The sequence below is a fragment of the Streptomyces sp. NBC_00400 genome (assembly GCF_036048035.1).
GTDB lineage: Bacteria > Actinomycetota > Actinomycetes > Streptomycetales > Streptomycetaceae > Streptomyces.
Genome location: NZ_CP107940.1, coordinates 2,629,230 through 2,650,285 on the forward strand (window position 1 = coordinate 2,629,230; position 21,056 = coordinate 2,650,285).

A 21,056-nucleotide genomic window follows, 5' to 3' on the forward strand; every position below is an offset into this window, starting at 1 on the left:
GGAGCCGGACGGGACGCATGGCCGGTACCGGCAGGTAGGTACGCTGCTCCATATGCGCGCACTTCTCGTGGTCAATCCGGCAGCAACCACCACCAGTGCCCGCACCCGTGAGGTGCTCACCCACGCGCTCGCCAGCGACCTCAAGCTGGAGGTCGCGCAGACGCAGTACCGCGGGCATGCCCGTGATCTTGCCCGGCAGGCCACCGAGAGCGGGGAGATCGACCTGGTGGTGGCGCTCGGCGGCGACGGCACGGTCAACGAGGTCGTCAACGGCCTGCTGGCAGGCGGCCCCGATCCGGACTCCCATCCCCGGCTGGCCGTCGTCCCCGGCGGCTCCACCAATGTCTTCGCCCGCGCGCTGGGGCTGCCCAATGACGTCGTGGAGGCGACCGGCGCCCTGCTGGACGCGCTGCGCGACGGCACCGAGCGCACCATCGGCCTGGGACTGGCCGCGGGCACACCGGGGACCGAGGACGAGGGCGTGCCGGAGCGCTGGTTCACCTTCTGCGCCGGCTTCGGTTTCGACGCCGGCGTCGTCGGCCGGGTCGAGCAGCAGCGCGAACGCGGCAAGCGTTCGACCCACGCCCTGTACGTGCGACAGGTCGTACGGCAGTTCCTGGTGGAGGCGAACCGCCGGCGGGGCATCCTCACGCTCGAACGCCCTGGCGGGACCGAGGGTACGGCGGAGATCGTCGAGGACCTCGCGCTGGCCATAATCTGCAACACCGCTCCGTGGACCTACCTGGGCAATCGGCCGATCTACCCGTCCCCGGACGCCTCGTTCGACACGGGCCTGGATCTGTTCGCACTGAGCAAGCTCTCGCCGCCCGCCGTGACCCGGTATGTCACCCAATTGCTGACGTCAACACCCGAGCGCGGCCCCCGGGGCAAGCACGCACTCTCACTTCACGACCTCACGAACTTCACCTTGCATTCGCAGGTCCCCCTGCCGTTCCAGATGGACGGTGACCACCTGGGACTGCGTACGAGTGTGACGTTCACAGGCGTTCGCCGTGCACTGCGTGTGATTGTGTGAGCAGTAGGGCCTAAAGTCCTTTCACTCGAACGTTTAGACTGGTTTCCACCCCCTGGAATGACGGCTGTGAGCTAGGCGACACCAAGGAATCAAAAAAAAGTTTCCGGAAGGGGTTGTATCCGCAGCCGAGGTTTGCGAGTCTCTTCATGGCGATCGGGACGGCCGCTTTACCGGCCCCCTTGAGAGCCCGAATCCCCCTCCTCATTCCACAGGACCGCACCAGTTCGCAACTGGAGTTCGGACCTTTGCTTGCGGAGGGATTCGTGAAAGCGTTCACATTCACAAGCAACGATCCCGTCATCACGAGGAGATGGAGCAGCCATGGACTGGCGTCACCGCGCCGTTTGCCGCGAAGAAGACCCCGAGCTCTTCTTCCCTATCGGCAACACCGGTCCTGCGCTCCTGCAGATCGAGGAAGCCAAGGCCGTCTGCCGCCGCTGCCCCGTCATGGAGCAGTGCCTGCAGTGGGCGCTCGAGTCCGGCCAGGACTCCGGCGTCTGGGGTGGTCTGAGCGAGGACGAGCGCCGCGCGATGAAGCGCCGTGCCGCTCGTAACCGGGCGCGCAACGCCAGCGCCTGAGCCAGTAGCCCCGTGGCCCCCGAGCCGCAGCGCGCAGTACCCCCGATGCACCTCCGGAGCTCACAGGCCCGGTCGTAATCGCATCGCAATAGCTTTGAGCCCCGGACCGGATGGGTCCGGGGCTTGCTGCTGTTCGGGGCCGGGCGGCAGCCGGCGGACCCGTCGGCCGCCGCCCGGTCTCAGTGCTGCTTCTCGGCGCGTACCGGTACGTCGAGGATGACCTGGGTACCGCGCTCGGGCGCCCGCACCATGTCGAACTTTCCGCCCAACTCCCCTTCCACCAGGGTCCGTACGATCTGCAGCCCCAGGTTTCCGGCGCGATGCGGATCGAAGCCCTCGGGCAGGCCGCGGCCGTTGTCCTGGACGGTGACCAGCAGCCGCGGTTCACCACGGCTGCCGCCGCGTACCGCGCCGACCTCGACCGTGCCGTGCTCCGCCTGGTCGAAGGCGTGCTCCAGGGCGTTCTGCAGCACCTCGGTGAGCACCATCGACAGCGGGGTGGCCACCTCGGCGTCCAGGATGCCGAAGCGCCCGGTGCGGCGGGTGGTCACCTTGCCGGGGGAGATTTCCGCGACCATGGCCAGCACCCGGTCCGCGATCTCGTCGAACTCGACCCGTTCGTCGAGGGTCTGGGACAGCGTCTCGTGCACGATCGCGATCGAACCGACCCTGCGCACGGCCTCGTTGAGGGCGTCGCGGCCCTGCGCGGAATCCATCCGGCGCGACTGCAACCGCAGCAGTGCGGCGACCGTCTGCAAATTGTTCTTCACCCGGTGGTGGATTTCCCGGATGGTGGCGTCCTTGGTGATCAGTTCCCGTTCGCGACGTCTCAGTTCGGTCACATCGCGCAGCAAAACCAGTGAACCGCTGTGTGTCCCCTTGGGTTTGAGCGGAATGGCGCGCAATTGAATGACGCCTTCGTCACCTTCGACCTCGAATTCCCTGGGGGCCCAGCCGCTGGCGAGCTTGACCAGTGCCTCGTCCACCGGGCCGCGGGCGGGCGCCAGTTCGGCGGTGGCCTGGCCGAGGTGATGGCCCACGAGGTCGGCGGCGAGGCCGAGCCGGTGGTAGGCGGAGAGCGCGTTGGGGCTGGCGTACTGGACGATGCCGTCCGCGTCGAGCCGGATCAGTCCGTCGCCGGCCCGCGGCGAGGCGTCCATGTCGACCTGCTGGCCGGGGAAGGGAAACGTTCCGGCAGCGATCATCTGGGCAAGGTCGGACGCGCTCTGCAGGTAGGTGAGCTCCAGCCGGCTGGGGGTGCGCACGGTCAGCAGATTGGTGTTGCGGGCGATCACACCGAGCACCCGGCCCTCGCGGCGCACCGGGATGGACTCGACGCGTACCGGCACCTCCTCGCGCCACTCCGGGTCGCCCTCCCGCACGATCCGGCCCTCGTCCAGGGCGGAATCGAGCATGGGACGGCGGCCACGGGGAACGAGATGGCCGACCATGTCGTCCTGGTAGGAGGTGGGGCCCGTATTGGGCCGCATCTGGGCGACCGATACGTACCGGGTGCCGTCGAGGGTGGGAACCCACAGCACGAGATCGGCGAAGGAGAGGTCGGAGAGCAGCTGCCACTCCGAGACCAGCAGATGGAGCCACTCGAGGTCGGTGTCGCTCAGAGCGGTGTGCTGGCGTACGAGATCGTTCATGGAGGGCACGTCTTGGAGCCTACCGGCGTACCGTGTACCTGTTGTCTCTGCATGGCCATGGACAAGTGAGAATGGTCTAGTCCAGAATTCAGCAAAAGGCCTCCGCTCTCCCCGCACAGGAGGGCGGAACGAGGCCGAAGCGCTCTCTGCCCTGACTGCGCCGAGGCCTCCGATCGACCGGTCCCTGGACGGGACCGTGCCCCTACCGCACACAGGGGCGCCTTCCGCCCGCAAGGCGGGGCCGGCCGATGTCAGCTCCGGGCTGCGGTGCCGGACAGGTTGAGGGTCCTGTCCCGGCGCCGCGGCCCGCGGGTGTTTCCGGGGGCTTGCCGGTGCGTGTCACCCCTCCTTCCATGGGCGGACGGCCTCGACATCCTGGTCAACGATGTCGGCACGACCGGCAGGCGGGAGCGGACCGCCCAGGTCACCGAAGCGGACCCCGGCCACCTCTTCGCGGTCAACACCAAGGCGCCGTTCTTCCTCACCCAGTCGCTGCTCCGACGACATCCGGCGGTACCCGAGGGCAGCCGGTGGCACCTGCGGGCAGCCGCCTGCCACGGACGACAGGTTGCCGACGTGTCATCACCCCGAGGGGAAAATGTGCCCCTTTGTTCGGAAGTGCCGCCGGGTCCGGAGGGCTTCGCTCTGTTAGATTGGTCTATACCACATGAGACCATTCTCCAGAACGGCAGGCCAAGCGTGGAAGTTGTCATCGTTCCGGACGCCACGGCAGGCGGCGAGCTGATCGCGGGGGCCCTCGCCGCCCTGCTGCGCCGTAAGCCCGACGCGCTGCTCGGTGTGGCCACCGGCTCTACCCCGTTGCCCATTTACGAGGCGCTGGCGGCGAAGGTCCGGGCCGGCGCGGTGGACGCGTCCCGGGCGCGCATCTGCCAGCTCGACGAATATGTCGGCCTGCCGGCCGGGCACCCCGAGTCCTACCGTTCGGTGGTCCTGCGCGAGGTGGTCCGGCCGCTCGGCCTCGGCGAGGGCTCGTTCATGGGGCCCGAGGGGTCGGCCGAGGATGTCCAGGCCGCCTGCGAGGCGTACGACCGTGCGCTGCGGGAGGCCGGCGGTGTGGACCTCCAGCTGCTCGGTATCGGCACGGACGGGCACATCGGCTTCAACGAGCCGTGCTCGTCGCTCGCTTCGCGTACCCGTATCAAAACGCTGACCCAGCAGACCCGGGCGGACAATGCCCGGTTCTTCGAGAGCCCGGACGAGGTACCCCACCACGTCATCACCCAGGGCATCGGCACCATCCTGGAGGCCCGCCACCTGGTGCTGCTCGCCACCGGCGAGGGCAAGGCCGACGCCGTGGCGCGTGCCGTCGAGGGCCCGGTCGCCGCGCTGGTCCCGGCTTCGGCGCTGCAGCTCCATCCGCACGCAACGGTCGTCGTGGACGAGGCCGCGGCCGCCAAGCTGAAGCTCGCCGACTACTTCCGCGCCACCTACGCGGCAAAGCCGGAATGGCAGGGCCTTTAGGAGCACGGACCGGCTGGGCGCGAGCGGGTTCACTCCCCGTGCGACGGCCCCCGGAGGCCGGTGAGGATTTCGGCGGCGGCGCGGCCGCAGACGCGGGCGGCGCCGTGGGTGGCGAGGTGCGGGGCGCCCCGGGGCGGGGCCTGGGGGACGCCCATTTCGACGACCGCGGTGTCGGGGCGGGCGTCGAGGAGGGCGCGCAGCGCGTCGGCCATCCACGGGTGGCGGTGGACGTCGCGGACCACGGCGACGACGCGGCGGTCCCCGGCCGCCGTGAGCAGACCGCCGATCAGCGCGGCGGTACCGGCCGCGGCGGCGGACTCGGCGGTGCAGGTGGTGGTCTCGGTGCCCGGGAGCAGCCGGGCCAGTTCGGCGGCGACGCCCCAGGGGGTGTCGTCCCCCACGGCGATATTGGCGAGCGGGGTGAAGGCGGCGACATACGCGGGCGAGGTCAGGGGCTCGTACGGGCCGTCGGCGGTGAGGCGCAGGGCGCGCCGGGCCGCGGTGAGACCGATCCCGGGCGCGGGCCCGGCCCCCTCCCCCGCACCCGCACCCGCGCTCCGGGTCCAGCGCGCCAGGGCCTGCACGCGTGCCGCGGCGTCGGCCAGCCGGCTCTCCGGCAGCTCGCCGTCGTGCACCGCCCGCACCAAGGCGTCACGCAACCGCAGCACGGTGTCCTCGTCCGCCAGTCCGCCGCCCACGCACAGGGCGTCGGCACCGGCCGCGAGGGCCAGCACACTGCCGCGTTCGAGGCCGTAGGTGGCGGAGATGGCCTGCATCTCCATCCCGTCGGTGACGATCAGCCCGTCGAAGCCGAGGCCGCCCTCGGCGGCGGGGGCGCGCAGCAGACCGTGCAGCGCGGCCGGGCTGAGGGTGGCGGGGCGGTCGGTGTCCAGGGCGGGCAGCAGGATGTGGGCGCTCATCACGGCCCGGGTGCCGGCGGCGATGGCGGCGCGGAACGGCACCAGCTCCCGTTGGCGGAGGGTGGCCAGATCGGCGGCGATGCGCGGCAGGTCGTGGTGGGAGTCGACGGCGGTGTCGCCGTGGCCGGGGAAGTGCTTGGTGCAGGCGGCGACACCGGTGGACTGCAGGCCTTCGACGTAGGCGGCGGTGTGCCGGGCGACCAGGTGCGGATCGGCGCCGAAGGAGCGGACGCCGATGACCGGGTTGGCGGGGTTGGAGTTGACGTCGGCGGAGGGGGCCCAGTTGAGGTTGATGCCGCAGTCGGCCAGCCGCCGGCCGAGTTCCCTGGCGACCTCGCGGGTCAGTGCGGTGTCGTCGACGGCTCCGAGCGCATGGTTGCCGGGGAAGGAGGAGCCGCCGCGCACTTCGAGGCGGGTGACATCGCCCCCTTCCTCGTCGATCGCGACGAGAAGGTCCTCCCGTTCGGTGCGCAACCGGTCGGTCAGGGCGGCGAGTTGTGCGGGGTCGGCGACATTGCGGCCGAAGAGGCCGACCGAGGTCAGCCCCTCGCCGAGCCGGCGCAGCAGCCAGTCGGGGGCGGTGGTGCCGGTGAAGCCCGGCTGGAGGACGGCGAGCGCATCGCGGGTGAGGGTGTCGGTGGAGCGTACCGGGCGTGCAGCGCCCGCAGAGCCCGCAAAAGAGGTCATGTGCGGCGTTATCCCTTCACTGCGCCGGAGGTGAGACCGCCGACCGCCTTGCGTTGCAGGAACAAGAAGAGGACCAGGATCGGGACGGCGAAGATCGAGGCCGCGGCCATGGTGGCACCCCAGTCGTCCCCGAACTGGCTCTGGAACCGCGAGAGCCACAACGGCAGGGTGCCCATGGCCGGTTCCTTGTTGAGGACCAGCACCAGCGGGAATTCGTTCCATGCGGTGATGAAGCCGAAGAGCGAGGTGGCCATCAGACCGGGTGCCAGCAGGGGGAAGACCACCTTGCCGAACGCCTGCCGCCGCGAGCAGCCGTCGACCATCGCGGACTCCTCCAGCTCCTTGGGCACCGCGGCGACATAGCCACGGAGCGTCAGCAGGGTGAACGGCAGCACCATGAGCATGTAGAAGCAGGTGAGCGGCAGCAGGCTGTTGAGCAGGTCCGCGTCCCGGACGATCAGGTAGACGGAGATCACCATGACCTCCCAGGGCGCCATCTGGGCGATCATGAAGGTCAGCAGGATGCCCCGGCGGCCCCTGAAGCGCATCCGGGTCAGGGCGAACGCCCCGCAGAGCGCGATCACCAGCGACAGGCCGACGGCGAGTACGGTCACCACGACCGAGTTCCGGACCAGCGCCCAGAAGTCGGGGGCGTTCACCGCCGTCGCGAAGTGCTCGACGGTGCCGTGGAAGGGGAACCACACCGGGTCTTCGGTGACGATGTCCCGGGTCGGTTTGAAGGCCGTGCTGAACATCCAGTAGACGGGGAAGGCGAAGCCGAGGGCCAGCACGAGCGCCGTGGCGTTGGGCCACAGGCGGCGGGCCGCCGCGGAAGCGGTGCGCTTCACAGCTCGTTCTCCTCGTGTCGTTCCTGCCTGAGCGTCAGACGCAGGTAGTGGGCGGTCACGGCCAGCAGCACCACGATCGTCAGCAGGGAGATCGCAGCGCCCATGCCGAAGTGGAGGTTGCCGACGCCCTCGGTGAAGGCATAGATCGGCAGCGTCTCGGTGAGCCGGTCGGGGCCGCCCTCGTTGATCGCGAAGATCTGCGGGAAGGCCTTGAAGACCCAGATGATCTCCAGGAACGTCGTGGCCAGGAAGAAGGGCCGCAGGAAGGGGAAGGTGACGGAGGTGAAGACCTGCCAGGTGCCGGCGCCGTCCATCCGGGCCGCTTCGTAGAGCTCCCTGGGGATGGTCGTGGTGGCGGCGTAGAGGTTCAGGGCCACGAAGGGCAGCGACTGCCAGACGATCAGCACGGTGATCACGGAGAAGGTCGACAGCTGGGTGCCGACCCAGTCGTAGTGGGCCATGGCATGCCAGCCGGCGTTGTCCAGCAGCCAGTTGACGACGCCGTAGCGGGAGTCGAAGAGCCACTGGAAGACGGTGGTGGCGGCGATCACCGGCATGGCCCAGGCCAGCACCAGCGCGAGGGACAGCGTCAGGCGCATCTTCTTGCCGAGCCGGGCCAGCAGCAGTCCGATCAGCACCCCGAGGACCATGATGAGGACGACATTGACCGCGGTGAAGACCAGGGTGCGCAGGGTGACCCGCCAGAACTGCTCGCTGCCCAGGATCTCTTGGTAGTTGCCGGTCCCGCGCCAGTCGGTGAGGTGCTGGATCAGCTCCTTCATATTGAGGTTCTGGAAGGAGAGCAGGAGGTTGCGCACCATGGGCCACCCCAGGAAGACCGCGGTGGCGAGCAGGGCCGGCAGCAGCAGGAGGTACGGGGCGCGGCGGGCGGGGAGGCGAGGGATGCGGCGGGCGGACGGATGAGGGGCACCGGGCCCCGCCCGCCGGCTGCCCGGGCCACGCCGCGCGGGCGGGGCGCCTCCCCCGCCGGTCTGCGGCACGGCGCTTCCCACCCCGTCGTCGAGCTGCGCTGCCATGGGTCCCCGCTCCCCCTCGTTCCGTGAAACCTCGGTGCACCTGGTGCCGCGCCTGCGTCCGTGCCGGCGGGGCCGTGCAAGGACGGCCCGCGGACGGCCGCCGGTTACTGCCGGGCGAGCCGTGCGTTGATCTCGGATTCGACGTCCTTGGCGGCGTCGGCCGGGGACTTACCGCCGAGAACGGCCGTCATATAGCTCTTGATCGGGTTCGGCAGGTTCTCCACCGCGGCCCACTGGGGAATCAGCGGAGTGGTGCCGCCGGACTTCTCCGCGGCGGGTGTGGCGGCCGCGGCGGCCGGATTCTGCTGTGCGACGCCGGCCAGATCGGCGGATTTCGGGGTCCAGCCGGCTTCCTTGACCATCTGTCCGTCGTTCTGCTTCGAGAGGGCGACCTTCAGGAATTCCTTGGCGAGTTCCTGGTTCCTGCCCATACCGGCGACGGCGAAGTTGGAGCCGCCGAGGAATACGCCTTCGGGCTTGGCCGCGGTCTCGCCGGGGATGGTGAAGAAGCCGATGTCGTTCTTGATGTCCGGATTGGCCTTGACGGCGACGGCGGCCTCGTAGCCCATGGCGATGACGGCGCCGGTCTTCCCCTTGGCGAAGATCTCACCCTGCTGCGGAGTGGCCTCGTCCTTGTTCTTGGGAGCGGTGCTGAAGTCCTGGTACTGCTTGTAGATGTCCATGGCCCGGGAGACCTTGGGGTCGCCGAGGTTGGAGACCCACTTGCCGCCCTGCTTCTTCACCAGCTCGGCGCCGGTGCCGAGGGTCAGGCCGTCGAGGAAGTACCAGTTCTGGCCGGGGAGATACAGCGGCTCGGCGCCGGTCTTCTTCTTGATGGTGCCAAAGGCCTGGAAGAGCTCCTTGCGCGTCTTGGGGATGCCCTTGAGTCCGGCCTCGGCCCAGATTTTCTTGTTGTACATCACCACGCGGTTTCCGGCGAACCACGGAAGCGCGTACTGCTTTCCGTCCACGAGCGAGGCCTTGTTGAAGGCGTCGTTCCAGTCGGAGCCGATCTCCTTCTTCAGATCGCCGAGATCGGCCAGGGCTCCGGCCTTGGCATAGGCGGCGGTCTGGGTGTTGCCGATTTCGACGACATCGGGCGGGGTGTCCTCGGAAAGGGCGGTGCTCAGCTTCTGCTGGATACCGTTCCACTGCTGGACCTTGAACTCGACGGTGGCGCCGGTCTTCTTCTTGAACTGCTCGGAGACCTGTTCGGTCCACTGCGCCGGATTCGAACCGCTCATCACCCAAACGGTCAGCTTCCGCCCCTTGAAGCCCCCGGCACCCGCCGTGCCGCCGCCACCGGCCCCACAGGCGGCGACACTCCCCAGCATTCCCACGACCGCCGTCGCCGCTATGAGCCCACGCTTCATTGCGCTCTCCCCCCAAGACCGGGTGTGGTCTTTAATGGTTTAGACCAGCGCCCCGCAGCTTGGCCTAGACCTTTTGGGGTGTCAAGGGTGTATAAGAGTCGCTGTCAGGTCCGTTACCGGACCGACATCTGACGAGCGGGGACCTGCACGGGAGCGCGGGAACCCACCCGTGCCACGATGTGAGCCGCTACGTACGGAGGAGCCGGTGACGGCAGCGCGACAGGAGTCGGAGAGGCGGGTCATGGAGACGGACGGGGGCAACGGTGCCGAGAGCGGCGGCGGCACACGGACCGCGCGGGTACCCAAGTACTACCGCCTGAAGCGGCACTTGCTGGAGATCACCGAGACCCTGCCACCCGGCACCCCGGTCCCGCCCGAGCGCACCCTCGCCGCGGAGTTCGACACCTCGCGCACGACGGTGCGCCAGGCCCTCCAGGAGCTGGTCGTCGAGGGCCGGCTGGAGCGCATCCAGGGCAAGGGCACCTTTGTCGCCAAGCCCAAGGTGTCCCAGGCGCTGCAACTGACCTCCTATACGGAGGACATGCGGGCCCAGGGCCTGGAGCCCGCCTCCCAGCTGCTGGACATCGGCTACGTCACCGCCGACGACCGGCTCGCCGGCCTGCTGGACATCGCCACCGGCGGCCGGGTGCTGCGCATCGAGCGGCTGCGGCTGGCCAGCGGCGAGCCGATGGCCATCGAGATCACCCACCTGTCGGCGAAGCGCTTTCCGGCGCTGCGCCGCAACCTCGTCAAGTACACCTCCCTCTACACCGCGCTGGCCGAGGTGTACGACGTCCGCCTGGCGGAGGCCGAGGAGACCATCGAGACCTCGCTGGCCACGCCACGCGAGGCCGGCCTGCTGGGCACGGACGTCGGCCTGCCGATGCTGATGCTCTCCCGGCACTCGCTCGACGCACAGGGGCAGCCGGTGGAGTGGGTGCGCTCGGTCTACCGGGGCGACCGCTACAAGTTCGTCGCCCGACTGCGCCGCCCCACGGACTGAGCGCCGCGCGGGAGGGCCGCCCCATGGGCCGGCCCTCCCGACGGACCGACCCGCCGCCCCCGCGGCCACGGGGGTGCGGCGCGCCCCTCAACGCCCCCGCCCCGCCCCCCGATGCGGCAATTACTCCCCAATCGGGACGAACCAGGTCATCGGCCGCGCCACAGGGCTGTCCCCAGGTGGATTCTCCATACCGATATGCGGACAGCTAGTGACGCGCGCCACGCCCCTGCCATAGATTTCCAGCCCATTACACAGGAGACAGCCACAGCCAGGGGACGGAGCCATGGCCATGACACAGTCAGTCGAATCGCCGGATCGCAGACAGGTGGTCACCCCCACGCGCGTGGTGGCCGGGGTCTGCCTGATCGCTCCGTTCGTGGCGATGCTGTGGGTGAGCTCGTACGCCAGGATCGAGCCGAAGCTCATCGGGATCCCGTTCTTCTACTGGTACCAGATGGCGTGGGTGCTGGTCTCGACGGCGCTCACCATGATCGCGTACAAGCTCGTACAGCGTGAGCAGCGCGCCCGCAAGGGCGGTGCGGCCCAGTGACTGTCACCGCGACCGCGACGGGTGCCTCCGAGGTGCTTGCCGCTTCCTCCGCCAAGGGCATCGACGGCGTGGCGCTCGCCGTCTTCGTCTTCTTCTTCCTGGCCGTGACGGTCATGGGATTCCTGGCCGCCCGCTGGCGCAAGGCCGAGCAGTCCGCCAACCTCGACGAATGGGGGCTGGGCGGCCGCAGTTTCGGCACCTGGGTGACGTGGTTCCTGCTGGGCGGTGACCTCTACACCGCGTACACCTTCGTGGCCGTCCCGGCGGCGATCTACGCGGCGGGGGCGTCCGGCTTCTTCGCCGTCCCGTACACGATCCTGGTCTACCCGCTCATCTTCACCTTCCTCCCCCGCCTGTGGTCGGTCTCGCACAAGCACGGCTATGTCACCACCTCCGACTTCGTGCGCGGCCGCTTCGGCTCCAAGGGCCTGTCGCTGGCCGTGGCGCTCACCGGCATCCTCGCCACGATGCCGTACATCGCACTCCAACTGGTCGGCATCCAGGCCGTCCTGGACGTGATGGGCATCGGCGGCGGCGAGCACACCAACTGGTTCGTCAAGGACCTGCCGCTGCTGATCGCGTTCGCCGTGCTGGCCGCGTACACCTACTCCTCGGGTCTGCGGGCGCCGGCGCTGATCGCGTTCGTCAAGGACGGACTGATCTATCTCGTGATCGCCGTGGCCATCATCTACATCCCGATCAAGCTCGGCGGCTTCGACGCGATCTTCGACTCGGCCGGCAAGGCGCTCGCCCAGCCCGGCCCGGTCCCCGGCAAACCGCGGGGCGAGCTGGTCAGCAGCGCCAACAACCAATGGGCGTATGCGACCTTGGCGCTCGGCTCGGCCCTGGCGCTCTTCATGTACCCGCACTCGATCACCGCGACGCTGTCCTCGCGCAGCCGCAATGTGATCCGGCGCAACACCACCATCCTGCCGCTGTACTCGCTGATGCTGGGCCTGCTGGCGCTGCTCGGCTTCATGGCCGTCAAGGCCGGCACGGACATCCAGGGCAACCCGCAGCTGGCCATCCCGCAGCTCTTCGAGGACATGTTCCCGAGCTGGTTCACCGGCGTGGCGTTCGCCGCGATCGGCATCGGCGCGCTGGTGCCCGCGGCCATCATGTCCATCGCCGCGGCCAACCTGTTCACCCGCAACGTCTACAAGGACTTCCTCAAGCAGGACGCCACGCCCGAGCAAGAGCACAAGGTCGCCAAGCTGGTCTCGCTGCTGGTGAAGGTCGGCGCGCTGGTCTTTGTCCTCACCATGGACAAGACCGTGGCGATCAACTTCCAGCTGCTGGGCGGCATCTGGATCCTGCAGACCATGCCGTCCCTGGTCGGCGGCCTGTTCACCCGCTGGTTCCACCGCTGGGCGCTGCTGACCGGCTGGGCGGTCGGCATGCTCTACGGCACGCTCGCGGCCTACGGCGTGGCCAGCCCGACCCAGAAGCACTTCGGCGGCTCCAGCAAGGAGATCCCCGGCATCGGCGAGATCGGCTACATCGGCCTCACCGCCTTCGTGCTGAACGTCGTGGTCACGGTCGTCCTGACCTTCGCCCTGAAGGCCGCGGGCGCCCCCGACGGCATCGACGAGACCAGCCCCGCCGACTACACGGCGGACGCCGGTGACAAGGGCGTCACCGTCGAACTGCCGCCCGCCGCCGAAAAGGCGCCGGCCGGGCGCTGAGCCACCCGCTGCCGCACCGTCACGGGCCGCCGCGTTCCTCCGGGAGCACGGCGGCCCGTTGGCGTGGGCCGTTCAGTTCACCCAGTTCTTCAGCTGCTCGGTTTCGAGCGTGATGCCCACTGGGTCCGGCAGGTGGAGCGCCTTGCCGAACGGCACGGTATGGACGGTCTCGTAACGGCCGTCATCGGGTTCGCTGTAGACCACGATCTGACAGGCTTGGCGGTCGATCAACAGGTACAGCGGGATACCGGTCTTCGCGTACGCACGGGGCTTCTCCACTCGGTCGCGCTGGTCAGTGTCCGAGTCATGTGAAGTGACTTCGACGACCATGAGCACCGGGTCGGGGTCCGCCCATTCACCCTGGCCCACGAAGGCATCGCACGGCACGAGCGAGGCGTCCGGACGAAGGCGGCCCTTTCGGTAGGTCTCCGCCTTCAGGCCCTGATTCGGATCGAGGAAGAGCTCCGGCCTGTGTTGCATGCAGATGCGAAGCAACCACTGGATGATCCGTCCGTGATCCCCGTCCGGCATGGGCTTGCTCTTGACCTTCCCGTCGATGAGTTCCAACCGCGCACCTTCTTCCAGGCGGGCGAGTATCCGGGCGGCCTCTTCGAAATGCTCGGTCTCCATGATGTGCGGACGGTCGGCGAGCGCGGTCATGAGGCCTTCTCCTTCTTCCACGGGACGGAGCAGAGAACGTAAAACCGACCATAGCCGAGGCCACTGACAGGCACTGTGTGATCACTCACGACACACTAGATATGGGGGTGCACCTGATGGGCCACCACCACATGTATGCTCGTCCTCGCTGTCGCCGCAGGGGAATCCGGTGCGAATCCGGAACTGTCCCGCAACGGTGTGGGAGCGCGCTCGACCGGCCGGACACCGGCTTTGGCGTGCGCTCGTGTAGTCCGAGGACCTGCCGATGGTACGTCCGCACCGCCATGGGTGCGGGTGTCGATACGTCCGGGCCCCGAGGGTTGGGCCGGTGGACGCCGCGCGGTGTGCCCGCGCACCCCTGACGTTTTCGGGGTGCCGCATGCCCGCGTGCGCCCGTCGCGTCCCTCCCCTCCCGGCCCCCGCCGAATGAGGGAGAGCAGCACGTGACCATCGCGCCAACGGAGCCCGCGTCAGACGCCGAGGTCGTGCCCCCCGTGGTGGCCACGCCTGCCGGATCCGCCGACGGCGGACCGGGCGAGGACGGTCCGGGTGTCGCCCTGCTGCGCACCCTGACCGAGCTGACCGAGGACCTGACCGCGACCGACCCCGGCAAGGTGGCCGCCGCCGCCCTGCGCGGCCGGCACCCGGGTTCCGACGAGGCCGAACTGCGGGCGCTGGCCATCGATGCCGCGGCCGGTCTGATCGGTGACGAGCCGCAGTACTCCAAGCTCGCCGCGCGTCTGCTCACCCTCGCCATCGCACAGGAGGCGGCCGGACAGGGGGCGGTCTCCTTCTCCGCCTCCGTCGAGGCCGGCCACCGCGAAGGTCTGATCGCCGACGGGACCGCGGAGTTCGTACGCAGCCACGCGGCCCGGCTGGACGCGCTGGTCGAGCGGGCGCTGGCCGACGGTGCCGATGACCGGTTCGGCTACTTCGGGCTGCGCACCCTGCACTCGCGCTACCTCCTGCGCCACCCCACCACCCGTCAGGTCGTCGAGACCCCCCAGCACTTCCTACTGCGGGTGGCCTGCGGCCTCGCGGAGGACCACAGCGAGCGCGCGCTGGACGACGTCGCCGAGCTCTACCGCCTCACCAGCTCGCTGTCCTACCTGCCCTCCTCCCCCACCCTCTTCAACTCCGGCACCCGCCACCCGCAGATGTCGTCCTGCTACCTGCTGGACTCGCCGCTGGACGAGCTGGACTCGATCTACGACCGCTACCACCAGGTCGCGCGGCTCTCGAAGCACGCGGGCGGCATCGGCCTGTCGTACTCCCGCATCCGCGCCCGCGGTTCGCTGATCCGCGGCACCAACGGGCACTCCAACGGCATCGTGCCGTTCCTGCGCACCCTGGACGCCTCGGTCGCGGCCGTGAACCAGGGCGGCCGGCGCAAGGGCGCCGCCTGCGTCTACCTGGAGACCTGGCACGCGGACATCGAGGAGTTCCTGGAGCTGCGCGACAACACCGGTGAGGAGGCCCGCCGCACCCACAACCTGAACATCGCCCACTGGATCCCGGACGAGTTCATGCGCCGGGTGGAGGCGGACGCCGACTGGTCGCTGTTCTCGCCCTCGGACGCCCCCGAGCTGGTGGACCTGTGGGGCGACGAGTTCGACGCCGCCTACCGCAAGCTGGAGGCCGAGGGCCGGGCGCTCAAGCAGATCCCCGCCCGGGTGCTGTACTCCCGGATGATGCGCACCCTGGCGCAGACCGGCAACGGCTGGATGACGTTCAAGGACGCCGCCAACCGCACCGCCAACCAGACCGCCGAGCCCGGCCAGGTCGTGCACTCCTCCAACCTGTGCACCGAGATCCTGGAGGTCACGAACGACGGGGAGACCGCGGTCTGCAACCTGGGGTCGGTCAACCTGGCCGCCCACCTGGGCGAGCACGGCGAGATGGACTGGGAGCGGCTGGACGCCACCGTCCGCACCGCGGTCACCTTCCTCGACCGTGTCGTGGACATCAACTTCTACCCGACCGAGCAGGCCGGGACCTCCAACTCCCGCTGGCGCCCGGTCGGTCTGGGCCTGATGGGCCTGCAGGACGTGTTCTTCCGGCTGCGCCTGTCCTTCGATTCGCCCGAGGCGCAGGAGCTGTCCACCCGGATCTCCGAGCGGATCATGCTCGCCGCCTACGAGGCGTCCGCCGACCTGGCCGAACGGCACGGCCCGCACCCAGCCTGGTCCGCGACCCGCACCGCCCGCGGGGTGCTGCACCCCGACCACTACCCCAACGCCGAGCCGCGCTGGGCGGACCGCTGGGCGGCGCTGCGCACCCGTATCGCGGCCACCGGCATGCGCAACTCCCTGCTGCTGGCGATCGCGCCGACCGCGACCATCGCCTCCATCGCGGGCGTGTACGAGTGCATCGAGCCGCAGGTCTCCAACCTCTTCAAGCGCGAGACGCTGTCCGGTGAGTTCCTGCAGGTCAACGCCTACCTGATCGAGGAGCTGAAGGCGCTGGGGCTGTGGGACGCCCGGACCCGGGACGCGCTGCGCGAGGCCAACGGCTCGGTGCAGGACGTCGCATGGATCCCCGAAGAGATCCGGGCGCTGTACCGCACCGCCTGGGAGATCCCGCAGCGCGCCCTGATCGACATGGCCGCGGCCCGTACGCCCTACCTCGACCAGAGCCAGTCGCTCAACCTCTTCATGGCGTCGCCGACCATCGGCAAGCTCAGCTCGATGTACGCCTACGCCTGGAAGCGCGGCATCAAGACGACGTACTACCTGCGGTCGCGGCCGGCGACCCGGATCGCCCAGTCGGCGCGCGGCACCTCGGCCGCCGCCCCTGCCCCCGTACCGCAGCAGGCCACCGACCCCGAGGCGGTCGCCTGCTCCCTGGAAAACCCCGAGTCCTGCGAGGCCTGCCAGTAATGACCACCGCACCCGAGACGAACGCAGCCGCCGCCCACACGGCCACCACCGGCACCAAGAACCTCCTGGACCCGGGCTTCGAGCTGACGCTGCGCCCCATGCGGTACCCCGAGTTCTACGACCGCTACCGCGACGCGATCAAGAACACCTGGACCGTGGAGGAGGTCGACCTCCACTCCGACGTCGCCGACCTCGCCAAGCTCTCGGCGGGCGAGCAGCACATGATCGGCCGGCTGGTGGCGTTCTTCGCGACCGGTGACTCGATCGTCGCCAACAACCTCGTGCTGACGCTCTACAAGCACATCAACTCCCCCGAGGCGCGGCTGTACCTGAGCCGGCAGCTCTTCGAGGAGGCCGTGCACGTCCAGTTCTACTTGACGCTGCTGGACACCTACCTCCCCGACCCGGATGACCGCGCCGCCGCCTTCGCGGCCGTGGAGAACATCCCGTCCATCCGGGAGAAGGCCCAGTTCTGCTTCCGGTGGATGGACTCGGTCGACAAGATCGACCGGCTGGAGGACAAGGCCGACCGGCGCCGCTTCCTGCTGAACCTGATCTGCTTCGCGGCCTGCATCGAGGGGCTGTTCTTCTACGGCGCCTTCGCGTACGTGTACTGGTTCCGCTCGCGGGGCCTGCTGCACGGCCTGGCCACCGGCACCAACTGGGTCTTCCGCGACGAGTCCATGCACATGGAGTTCGCGTTCTCGGTCGTGGACACCGTCCGCGAGGAGGAGCCCGACCTCTTCGACGACAAGCTGGAGCAGCAGGTCACCGAGATGCTCAAGGAGGCCGTCGAGGCGGAGCTGCAGTTCGGCCGCGACCTGTGCGGTGACGGCCTGCCGGGCATGAACACCGACTCGATGCGCGAATACCTCCAGTGCGTCGCCGACCAGCGGCTGCAGCGGCTCGGCTTCGCGCCGGTCTACGGCTCACAGAACCCGTTCTCCTTCATGGAGCTGCAGAACGTCCAGGAGCTGACCAACTTCTTCGAGCGCCGGGCTTCCGCCTACCAGGTTGCCGTCGAGGGTTCGGTCTCCTTCGACGACGACTTCTAGAAGCAACGCCGTTCAGTTAGGGCGGGCTCGGTGGTGTCAAGGGCTGCTTGTGAGCATGGTGATGCTGATGGTGGCCTTGTAGGTGGTGCGGTCGATGGCGGGTCCGCGTGCGTTGTATTTGGAGATTGCGCGTTTGACGATGCGGTCTTTGGTGCGGACCCGCCTGGCCGGCAGGAGGTGAGCCAGGACGTGACGGCCGATGGTGCCGACGAGATCGATGTCGGTGCCGGTGATGACGCCCGCGGCCAGGACAAGTTGGTCTCGGGCAGCGGCGAGGGCCGTGGTGAAGCCGGCCCGGTCCGGGTCGGTGCCCGGGGCGCTGTCGGTGGCGTCGGTCATCGCAGTGCGTAATGCCTGGTAGGCGGTCAGCAGGGCCCAGACTTCCTGTTCGATGCCGTCGGGAGTGCGGGCCCGCAGGACACGTCCGCCCAGAGTCGTCGACTTCAGCTCGGCGTAGGCGGTCTCGATCTCCCAGCGCTCGTGGTAGAGCCGGACGAGTTCACCAGCCGGGTGGGTGGCCGGGTCGGTAAGGGTGGTCAGCAGCCGGTAGTGGCCGGTGCGGGTGCCCTGGGCAGTGCGGATGGTGATCTCGGCGTCGATGACGCGCATGGTCAGCGGTCCGATCCGGGTCAGTACCGAGCCGTCGTGGCAGCGGGCCACCGCGGGCAGTTTCCGGTTGGCCTTGCAGCGGACGAGCAGATGGGTGCCGGTGGCGGCCAGTTGGTTCAGCAGGGCGGCGGAGGAGAAGTTCCGGTCGCCCAGCAGCAGCATTCCGGGCCGCAGGCTGTCTGCCAGGCAGCGGGCGTATTCCAGCTCGCCATGCGTGGCCGGGCCGAACACGGCCCCGATCACCGACCGGGTGCCGCAGGCCACCAGCGCGGCCAGACGCAGTTGCGGGTAGCCCGAGGTCCCGTTGCCGAGCCGCTGCCGGGTGAACACCGCGAGGTTGGCCGGGCAGTCCGGGACCGGCAGCAGGGTGCCGTCAACCGCGACGACCCTCAGTCCCCGCCACCGCCCGGCGGCAGCGGTCGTGGCCGCGGGTCCGCTCACCAGGTTGAACAGCGCCTTCATCGGTGCCGGACCCAGCCGCTGGCGGGCTTGGCGAAGAGCACTGCCGCTGGGCCGGAGCAGCGGCAGGCCCGCCAGCCCGGCGCACAGCCGGTCGAAGACCTGCTGGTAGCCCAGCCCGTTGAAGAGTGCCGCGGCCAGCAGCAGGTACACCGTGACCCGCGCCGGCACCAGCCGGACCCTGCGCTGCACCGCACCGGTCTCCGCCAGCACCGCATCGACCATCTCGAACGGCACGATCCGGGTCAGCTCACCGATATGCCCCGGCGCGAACACCCCGGCCGCTACCCGGGCCGTCCTGGTGATGGCAGCCTGTTCCAACAGCGGAGCTCCCGTAGTGAGGATGTCTTGGAGGACAGCCCTCTTCTACAGCAGCTCCGCTGCCTCGTTCACCAGCCTTGACGAACGACCTCCGCGCCTAACTGAACGGCGTTGCTTCTAGAAGACGTACCGCGACGCCCCTTCGCCCCGCCCACCCGCCTTTTGTGAGCGTTCTGTTACCCCGGCAACCGGAGCCGGGGCTGCCACATCTACTCGGGTATGAAGGGCACGAAGGGGCGTCGTCGGTTCATCGACTATCCGCGTCAGGGACGGGAAGGCCTGCGCCGTTGGCTGCCGTCATGGAGACAGTGGCTGAGCGCCGTCGCGCTCTGCACGGGCGGCCTGGCGGGACTGTTCGCCGTGGTGTACGCACAGGTCGGCATACCGAGTGAGAATGCGCTCGCCGGCCAGGAGGCCAGCGTCTATTACTGGGCGGACGGCAGCCAGATGGTGAGCGTCGGCGCCGTCAACCGGCAGAACGTCACCCTCGACAAGGTGCCCGACTCCGTCGAGAATTCCGTGATCGCGGCGGAGAACGCCACTTTCTACAGCGACTCCGGTGTTTCCGTCCAGGGCATCGGCCGCGCCGTGGTCAACATGGTCTCCGGAGAGGAGACCCAGGGCGGCTCCACCATCACCCAGCAGTATGTGAAGAACACCTATCTCTCGCAGGACCAGACCCTCACCCGCAAGGTGAAGGAACTCATCATCTCGCTGAAGGTGAGCAACCAGAAGTCCAAGCAGGAGATTCTGCGCGGCTATCTCAACACCAGCTGGTTCGGCCGTGGTTCGTACGGTATCCAGGCCGCCTCCCATGCGTATTACGGCATTGACGCCAAGGACCTGGACCCCAGTCAGGGTGCCGTGCTGGCGGCCTTGCTGAAGGGGTCGGAACAGTACGATCCGGGGCTGAGCACGGCCAATCACCGGCGGGCGGTGGCCCGGTGGAAGTGGATTCTCGACCGGCAGGTCGCCACCGGGAAGATGAGCCAGGAGGAGCGGGCGAAGTACCGCACCTTCCCCGAGCCCCGAGGGCTGTCGAAGCCCACCAGCCAGGCCGGCCAGACCGGCTATCTCGTCGATGTCGCCAATAAGTTCATCAAGGCCGAAACCGGCCTGACCGACAAGGAATTGGCACGCGGCGGCTACCGCATTCACACCACCTTCGACAAACAGCGCACCCACCGGCTGGAAAAGGCCGTGAAGGACGTCCGCCGGGACACCATCGATCCCAAAAAGCGCGCGGCCGACAACCATGTGGAGTTCGGCGCGGCCTCCGTACGCCCCAAGGACGGGGCGATCGTCGCCCTCTACGGCGGCGCGGACGCCACCCGGCACTTCAGCAACAACGCGGACACCACGGCGGTCCCGGCCGGCTCCGCCTTCAAGCCGTTCGTGCTGGCAGCCGCGCTCCAGCGGCCGGACGACGAGGCCGCGGACACGTCGGAAAAACAGGCGGCGGTCCAGAAGACCGGGTTCGGGAATCTGACGGAAGCCCTGGTGAAGGGCCAGAACCCGCCGTTCGTCCAGGCCGGGCAGCGGCTCGGGCTGGAACGGATCCGGGATCTCGCGGTGGACGCGGGCCTGCGCGAGGAGAGCATGGCCCGCCTGGAGCAGACCTTCCCGCTGGGCACCTCGGCGCCCAGCGCGATACGGATGGCGAGCGCCTACACCACCTTCGCCAACGGCGGTCTGCACACCGACCCGTACGCGGTGACCTCGATGACCCACGACGGCAAGAAGGTGCCCGGCTTCGACCGCCGCGAGACCGTACAGGTCCTCGACGCCGGGGTCGCCCAGCAGGTGTCCACCGCTCTGGAGGGAGTCGGCTGGCGCACCGTGGGGCAGCCGGACGCGGCGTCCCCGCAGGCGGTCGCGGCCGGTCGCACGGAGCCGGGCGACCGGATGAAGTCCGCGTGGTTCATCGGCAGCCCCACGGGCGCCGGCCCGGACCTCGGTTCCTCTCCCGGCACCGGACCGGAGGAGGGGGGCGGTGTCCGCCCCGAACCGACGCCCAACGCCGGTGACGGAAACGAACCGACCACCGCCGTCACCATGTTCCGCAACAAGCCGGGCGCGCCCGATCTGCTGCCGATGCAGGGCGTCGGCGGTTCCGGCACCGGGCTGGGGACGGCCATCCCGCCGAAGGTCTGGAGCGCCTACCAGCAGGGCTCGTGAACCGGTTCCCGTCTGCCGGGCGCCCGGCCGCCGGCCGGGCGCC

16 protein-coding genes and 1 riboswitch are annotated in these 21,056 nt (G+C 69.1%); of the genes, 9 read left to right on the top strand and 7 right to left on the bottom strand.

Annotated features, from left to right (window positions below; translation table 11 throughout):
• The first annotated feature begins 52 nt into the window (after positions 1-52).
• Together OHS81_RS11430 and OHS81_RS11435 are read left to right on the top strand one after the other, a co-directional pair.
• Complete coding sequence (locus OHS81_RS11430; protein WP_328384694.1) at positions 53-1,036, top strand: diacylglycerol/lipid kinase family protein; 984 nt, start codon at positions 53-55, stop codon at positions 1,034-1,036.
• A 321-nt stretch (positions 1,037-1,357) separates the two neighbouring features.
• Positions 1,358-1,615: a WhiB family transcriptional regulator gene (locus OHS81_RS11435; protein WP_003983230.1), complete on the top strand. Its 258-nt coding sequence runs from the start codon at positions 1,358-1,360 to the stop codon at positions 1,613-1,615.
• A 179-nt stretch (positions 1,616-1,794) separates the two neighbouring features.
• Here the strand turns inward: OHS81_RS11435 and OHS81_RS11440 are convergent, their stop codons facing one another.
• Positions 1,795-3,267 (bottom strand): sensor histidine kinase, encoded by a 1,473-nt coding sequence (locus OHS81_RS11440; protein ID WP_328391059.1) that lies wholly within the window; start codon positions 3,265-3,267, stop codon positions 1,795-1,797.
• A 699-nt stretch (positions 3,268-3,966) separates the two neighbouring features.
• Here OHS81_RS11440 and nagB point away from each other — a divergent pair.
• Positions 3,967-4,749: a glucosamine-6-phosphate deaminase gene (gene nagB / locus OHS81_RS11445; RefSeq protein WP_328384695.1), complete on the top strand. Its 783-nt coding sequence runs from the start codon at positions 3,967-3,969 to the stop codon at positions 4,747-4,749.
• Between the two features lie 29 nt (positions 4,750-4,778).
• On the opposite strand, the gene OHS81_RS11450 is transcribed toward nagB, so the two are convergent.
• The 4 genes from OHS81_RS11450 to OHS81_RS11465 form a co-directional block, all read right to left on the bottom strand.
• Positions 4,779-6,356, bottom strand: a complete 1,578-nt coding sequence (locus tag OHS81_RS11450; protein ID WP_328384696.1) for a glycoside hydrolase family 3 protein — start codon at positions 6,354-6,356, stop codon at positions 4,779-4,781.
• 8 nt (positions 6,357-6,364) lie between these two features.
• Positions 6,365-7,204, bottom strand: coding sequence for a carbohydrate ABC transporter permease (locus tag OHS81_RS11455; RefSeq protein ID WP_328384697.1), 840 nt, complete (start codon positions 7,202-7,204; stop codon positions 6,365-6,367).
• Entirely contained in the window at positions 7,201-8,241 is a 1,041-nt protein-coding gene (locus tag OHS81_RS11460) for a carbohydrate ABC transporter permease (protein ID WP_328384698.1), read from the bottom strand. The genes OHS81_RS11455 and OHS81_RS11460 overlap by 4 nt, the downstream gene beginning before the upstream one ends.
• Positions 8,242-8,345: 104 nt before the next feature.
• Positions 8,346-9,614, bottom strand: coding sequence for an extracellular solute-binding protein (locus OHS81_RS11465; RefSeq protein WP_328384699.1), 1,269 nt, complete (start codon positions 9,612-9,614; stop codon positions 8,346-8,348).
• 241 nt (positions 9,615-9,855) lie between these two features.
• Between OHS81_RS11465 and OHS81_RS11470 the strand changes: the two genes are divergently transcribed.
• From OHS81_RS11470 to mctP, 3 genes are all read left to right on the top strand, one after another.
• Positions 9,856-10,617: a GntR family transcriptional regulator gene (locus OHS81_RS11470; protein ID WP_088799881.1), complete on the top strand. Its 762-nt coding sequence runs from the start codon at positions 9,856-9,858 to the stop codon at positions 10,615-10,617.
• Between the two features lie 289 nt (positions 10,618-10,906).
• On the top strand, positions 10,907-11,167 hold the full coding sequence (locus OHS81_RS11475) for a DUF3311 domain-containing protein (RefSeq protein ID WP_328384700.1): 261 nt from the start codon (positions 10,907-10,909) through the stop codon (positions 11,165-11,167).
• Positions 11,168-11,226: 59 nt separating this feature from the next.
• Positions 11,227-12,852, top strand: coding sequence for a monocarboxylate uptake permease MctP (gene mctP / locus OHS81_RS11480; RefSeq protein WP_328391061.1), 1,626 nt, complete (start codon positions 11,227-11,229; stop codon positions 12,850-12,852).
• Positions 12,853-12,924: 72 nt separating this feature from the next.
• Here mctP and OHS81_RS11485 read toward each other — a convergent pair whose 3' ends face one another.
• Complete coding sequence (locus OHS81_RS11485) at positions 12,925-13,512, bottom strand: Uma2 family endonuclease (protein ID WP_328384701.1); 588 nt, start codon at positions 13,510-13,512, stop codon at positions 12,925-12,927.
• A 160-nt stretch (positions 13,513-13,672) separates the two neighbouring features.
• Positions 13,673-13,739: riboswitch (cobalamin riboswitch) on the top strand.
• A gap of 216 nt (positions 13,740-13,955) precedes the next feature.
• Between OHS81_RS11485 and OHS81_RS11490 the strand changes: the two genes are divergently transcribed.
• Complete coding sequence (locus tag OHS81_RS11490; RefSeq protein WP_443058683.1) at positions 13,956-16,391, top strand: ribonucleoside-diphosphate reductase subunit alpha; 2,436 nt, start codon at positions 13,956-13,958, stop codon at positions 16,389-16,391.
• Complete coding sequence (locus OHS81_RS11495; protein WP_328384702.1) at positions 16,391-17,446, top strand: ribonucleotide-diphosphate reductase subunit beta; 1,056 nt, start codon at positions 16,391-16,393, stop codon at positions 17,444-17,446. Before OHS81_RS11490 ends, OHS81_RS11495 begins: the two co-directional genes overlap by 1 nt.
• Positions 17,447-17,482: 36 nt before the next feature.
• On the opposite strand, the gene OHS81_RS11500 is transcribed toward OHS81_RS11495, so the two are convergent.
• Positions 17,483-18,835 carry an IS4 family transposase gene (locus tag OHS81_RS11500; RefSeq protein ID WP_328384644.1) on the bottom strand — a complete coding sequence of 451 codons (1,353 nt, stop codon included), beginning with the start codon at positions 18,833-18,835 and terminating at the stop codon, positions 17,483-17,485.
• 219 nt (positions 18,836-19,054) lie between these two features.
• Between OHS81_RS11500 and OHS81_RS11505 the strand changes: the two genes are divergently transcribed.
• Positions 19,055-21,013, top strand: coding sequence for a transglycosylase domain-containing protein (locus OHS81_RS11505; RefSeq protein WP_328384703.1), 1,959 nt, complete (start codon positions 19,055-19,057; stop codon positions 21,011-21,013).
• Positions 21,014-21,056 lie beyond the last annotated feature (43 nt).